The sequence below is a fragment of the Arthrobacter sp. B2060 genome, assembly GCF_059090445.1.
In genome coordinates this window covers 1-4,798 of sequence record NZ_JBNHFR010000021.1, presented here as the reverse complement: position 1 = coordinate 4,798, position 4,798 = coordinate 1, and the positions used below count along the sequence as shown (strand labels likewise).

Annotated in this window: 3 protein-coding genes; all 3 read right to left on the bottom strand. The window is 62.9% G+C overall.

The window, feature by feature from the left end:
* Positions 1-108: 108 nt before the first annotated feature.
* The gene (locus AC5RUM_RS21390) at positions 109-2,088 is read right to left on the bottom strand and encodes a multicopper oxidase family protein (RefSeq protein WP_494036837.1); all 1,980 of its coding nucleotides are present in this window, start codon (positions 2,086-2,088) and stop codon (positions 109-111) included.
* A gap of 81 nt (positions 2,089-2,169) precedes the next feature.
* The gene (locus AC5RUM_RS21385; RefSeq protein WP_494036836.1) at positions 2,170-4,173 is read right to left on the bottom strand and encodes a bifunctional copper resistance protein CopD/cytochrome c oxidase assembly protein; all 2,004 of its coding nucleotides are present in this window, start codon (positions 4,171-4,173) and stop codon (positions 2,170-2,172) included.
* A gap of 273 nt (positions 4,174-4,446) precedes the next feature.
* Positions 4,447-4,798 (bottom strand): hypothetical protein (locus AC5RUM_RS21380; protein ID WP_494036835.1); only part of this gene is annotated, 352 nt, incomplete at its 5' end.

Genomic DNA, 4,798 nt, shown 5'->3' with positions numbered 1-4,798 from the left:
GGAGAGTAGGTCACCGCCGGACAACCATTACACGGTCGAGAGCCCCAACCACACGGTTGGGGCTCTCCCGCATTTAAACACCCAACCAACTGCGCCCGGCGGCTAACCTCAGTCGGTGCGTACGTTGGCCGTTGCCGTGCCTCCACGGCTGGAGTCCACACGGACCATGGTGACCTGGCGGGATGGGCCCGGCTTGGTCGTCCAGGACCAGTTTCCAAGGGTGTTGATGGTTGCGGCACCGAGGCGCGAGGCCGTGCGGCCCGGAGTGACGTCATAGATCACCAAGCTGGCCCCCGCTGATGCACCCGTGTACTGGGACGTGCCTGCGAAGGCGATGTCCTTGTTCAGCCGGTGCCGGGCAGTAGTGATCGTAACAACGTCGGCTTGCGCCGCCGGCTGAGTGCTTGTTGGTGCTGCCGTCTGCGTGGGCTTGCTTGTCGTGACCGGTGCCGCCGTCTCTGTGATCGCCGTGCTCCCTGAGTCGTCCGTCGTCACCTCGCCGATGGGATGTGGCCTGACGGCTTCGATCGGATCGTTGGGATCAGGATCGTTGGGGTTATAACCCACGCTGAACTGGGCCATCATGTCGTGGTCCTCGTGAGGCAGGTTGTGGCAGTGGATCATGTACCGGCCCCGGTGGGGCCCGAACTGCATGAGCAGGCGCACGGTTTCGCCCTCACCGACATAGACGGTGTCCTTGGGCCCGCGTTCGTAGACGAACGGGGGCCTGCCGTTGCGGCTGAGAACCTGGAAGTCCACCAGGTGGATGTGCACGGGATGGAACCATCCGCCCGAGCTGTTCTCAATTTCCCAGATCTCGATGTCGTTGAGGTCCGGGTCAGCCAGGACCTTTTTGTACCCGCTTTCGATGACTTCGTCCCAGGTCATGCCGCCTATGGTCCAGATGTCGTTGTCCCTCTTGACGCGCATGCGGCGGGTTTTCACTGACTGTGACGGCTTCAGGTCCATTGTGGCGCTGCCCGTCAGCAGGGTAGGCATCACTCTGGCAGCTGGTCCGGAGGTGTCGACCGGGTCCCCGGTGACGTCGAACGCCATGATCTTTCCGGTGTAGTCATAGTCGATGTTGTTCTTGTTCGACAAATTGCGCAGTTCGACCCGCTTGCCCACGGGGTACTTGGAAAAGTCGATGAGAATCTCGTAGCGCTCAGCGCCGGACTGTCGCCATGACGTGACCTGCTGGGCTGCAGGCATGAGGCCGCCGTCGGTGCCAACCATGGTGACCGGGTCTCCCGCCCCCAGCTGGAACCGGTAGGAGCGTGAGATGGAGGCATTGAGAATGCGGAAACGGTAGATGCGGCGCTGAACCTTCATGACAGGCCACGGTGCTCCGTTGACGAGGATGACATCGCCCCACAGCCCGGAGTGGGTGTTGTCGTTGTAGCCGAGCGCCCCGTTCTTGGCGAACATGGCGTCCGAGATGGTCAGCGGCACGTCGAACTTTCCCTGTGGAAGCAGGTTGCGCTCAACCTCATCGTGAATGTGGTACTGGCCGGCAAGGCCTGAATACACACTCTGGGCTGTGTTGTGCACGGCATGGTCGTGGTACCACAGGGTACGGGCCGGCTGGAAGTTCGGGTACTCGTAGTCCTTGCACATGCCGCGACCGGTGATGTCGTTGGCGTAGCCGTCGTACTGGGGCAGGGAGGCAGAACCATGGAGATGGGTGGAGGTGTCCAGCCGGTAGCCCCACTGCGGGTGGAAGAGCGGCAACAGGTTGTCCATCTCCAGCGTGATCCGTTCACCCCGGTTCACCTTGATGGTGGGACCGGGGAACAACCCGTTGTACCCCAGGATCGGCGTCTTCAGCCCGGGGACGATGCTGCCCATTCCGGGGGTCTGCTCGATCTGGTAGAGGTGAACCTTCTTGCCGTCGGCGCCAATGGTGGTGCTTGTAGGAGCGAGCACCGGTGGAATGGGCAGCGTTCGCTGGTACGGCCTGGGCATGTTCTTCGGGTCAAGCAGGCTCGCTGATTTGGCATCAACGGAGGAGAGCGGCACTGCCAGCCCCAAGGCTCCGATGAAGCCCACACCACCGATTTGCAATGCCTGACGGCGTGAAACTGACATGATTACCTCCTATGAAACGCCGAAAATCCAAATGCTTTAGATAAAGAGTTGTTGGTCCACCCTGCGAAAACCTTGTGTGGACTAGGGGTCCAGCGGCACGTCGTGTAGTGCCCGCCCGGCTTGGGGGGACCTTTCAGGACGGGACTCGAAGACCGGCTTTGCAGCGGCCGCAGGCCCGTAGGCCGCCACCAGCTCCCTTGCCGCCGCGTGGCGTCCCCGGCCATCTGGAAGAACGCCCGCCTTGCGGCGCGCTGAAAGAAGCACGACGGCGGTCGCCACGCTCAGGCTGCCCGCCCCGATCAACCACATGGCGACGCCGGCGGGTTCTGCCTCCACGACGGATGCGATGTCGAAGGCCGGATTCACGGATATCTGCCACGGCTCCCTCCGGGCATCCGGAAGTTGGTCAGGTTGCTGGGCAAGGGCCCAGCCGTTAAAGCTGTAGAACACCGCGGCACCCCCGAGGGCAAGCAACCTCCCTGTCATTGCCGCCGCTGCAGGGCCGCTGAAGGCACGGGTCACCGACGTGATAAGCAGACAGCCAGCCAGCAGGGCGAGCATCGTCATGGCCGCATACCCGAACTGGGTGGTCGAGGAATACTCCAGCAGTGGTGTGTAGTACAACAGGGTCAGCGTCGCTGCCAGGCCCACCGCGGGCACAACGGGATCTGCCGTAGCCGACAGGACTGGCCGGATAACAGCGTCGATAACCTCAGCGGCACCGCTGCTTCCGTCGTTCCGTCGTGCGATTGTCTGTTCCGCCAGGCTGAGCGGTGCCGCCGGCACCAGCAGCAGGGGCACAACAGCCGTAATGCTCATCTGGGTCAGGACCTGGGCGCTGATGAGGTATTCCTGGGCTGCGTGGAGTCCACCGTTTGTCACGACAAAAAGAACCGCGATGCCGATCAACCATAGGGCAGTCCGGTAAGCAGGCCAGGAGCCGCCCCGCGAACGGAGCCTGCGCAGTCCAGCCAGGTACAGGACGATGGCCAAGCCACAGACGAGGCTCCACAGCGGGTCCGGCCTCCACGCGGAGAATGCATCGACAACTGAAGGAATCTGGGCCGTTTGTTCTGCCGCGCCCGTTTCGGCAACAGTCGGGGGAGGTGTGCGGGCAAGTGCGGCGGCCATTCCGGACGAGGCCCCCATAACGGCGAGTTCGGTCACAGCCAGAACAGTGAAGGCCCTGGCTCCCCGGTGGGGCGCCTGCTCGAGCTTGGTTATGACCCACTTGCGGTGGAGCAACCCGAAGATCCCCAACACAACGAACGCTGCGCTCTTTGCCGCGAGTATTGCTCCGTACGGGGTGGCAAGCGCCGTCAATGTGCCGATGCCGGACCAGCCCGCCAGAAGTCCCGATACCGCCAGGGCCACGAAGGAAACCAGCGCCAGAGCGGAATACCGCCGGACCACCGCGGGGATCATTGCCGGCTCCACGGTCTTGCGTAACACCACGAGCGCCAGCAGTCCGCCCAGCCAGACTGCGGCAGCGGCCATGTGCATCACTACGGAAAGGGCGCTGTCAGGATGGCTTCCGCTGCCAGTCGCATGCGAGTTCAAGGCGAGTGGAACGAGCCCCGCAAATGACAACAGGGCCGCGAGCGAAACTTCCCGGTGCCCATGGGCAATAAAACAAAGGACTGTCACCGTAGCCGCTAACAGGATGCTCAATGCTCCCCGTCTTCCGGCGTCAAGGTCCATGAGAAAACTGATGAACGCGGTTCCGGACCCCTCGGAAAACAAGGCCAGGTTCGCGAGGGAGTGAAAGGTGAGGAAGCTCATGGACACACTGGCTGCGGTCCACAATCCGGCGGAGATACCCGCCAAAGTGAGCGCCTGGGTGAAGGCCTTTCCCTTTGGAGGCAGGGCAAACAACGCAAGCATCAGAGACCCGATGGTGCACGCGGCGGCCACATTGAAGACGAGCTTTATGAGGGGCAGGCCCCAAATAACGGCCGGCCCCGTCCTGGTCAACAGTCCGGCCTCGGAGCCGGCCTGTTCGTGGTAAGCAATGGCAAGGGCCACAAGGCCGCATCCGACGACGACAATCGCCGCCGCAGCTGCCCTGACGGTTGACCGCTTCATAATCCCCCCTCGGCGCCCGTTTCGTGTTCAGTCTCGCCATCGCTCCTTGGAGTTACCCTGTGGAAGGAAGGTGATGGGACCGCACACCGGCAGAACAGCGGCCTGTGACGATATACACACCGGCCCCTCCGGGCGGCCCGGAGGTTAGTGACTGGACCTGCCCTCGCCTAGAATTGCAAGAGATAAGCGGACGCCGAGTTGGTTCACATCGGGTTGCGCAGGACAACAAAACACGGATACGAGCGGCTGCGCATCGCGCCAGTGGTCGGCTCACTACAGGAGGAATCCACCATGGCTGAGCACAACGGCGGCAATCGCAGCGGGCATGACCGCGACAATTCGGGCAGCAACCGTGCACGGGGCGGTCCATTCAGGGGGACCAACAACTCCGGCGGAGATCCGAGGGGATTCAGGTCCAGGGAAGGACGCGGCGCTGACGACCCGCGCCGCGGCTCCAGTGGGGAGCGTAAGCCGTTTGGTGATCGTCCGCGTCGTGAGGGCGAGGGTGATCGTCGTAGCTTTGGTGGTGGGGAGCGTAAGCCGTTTGGTGATCGTCCGCGTCGTGAGGGCGAGGGTGATCGTCGTAGCTTTGGTGGCGGGGAGCGTAAGCCGTTTGGTGATCGTC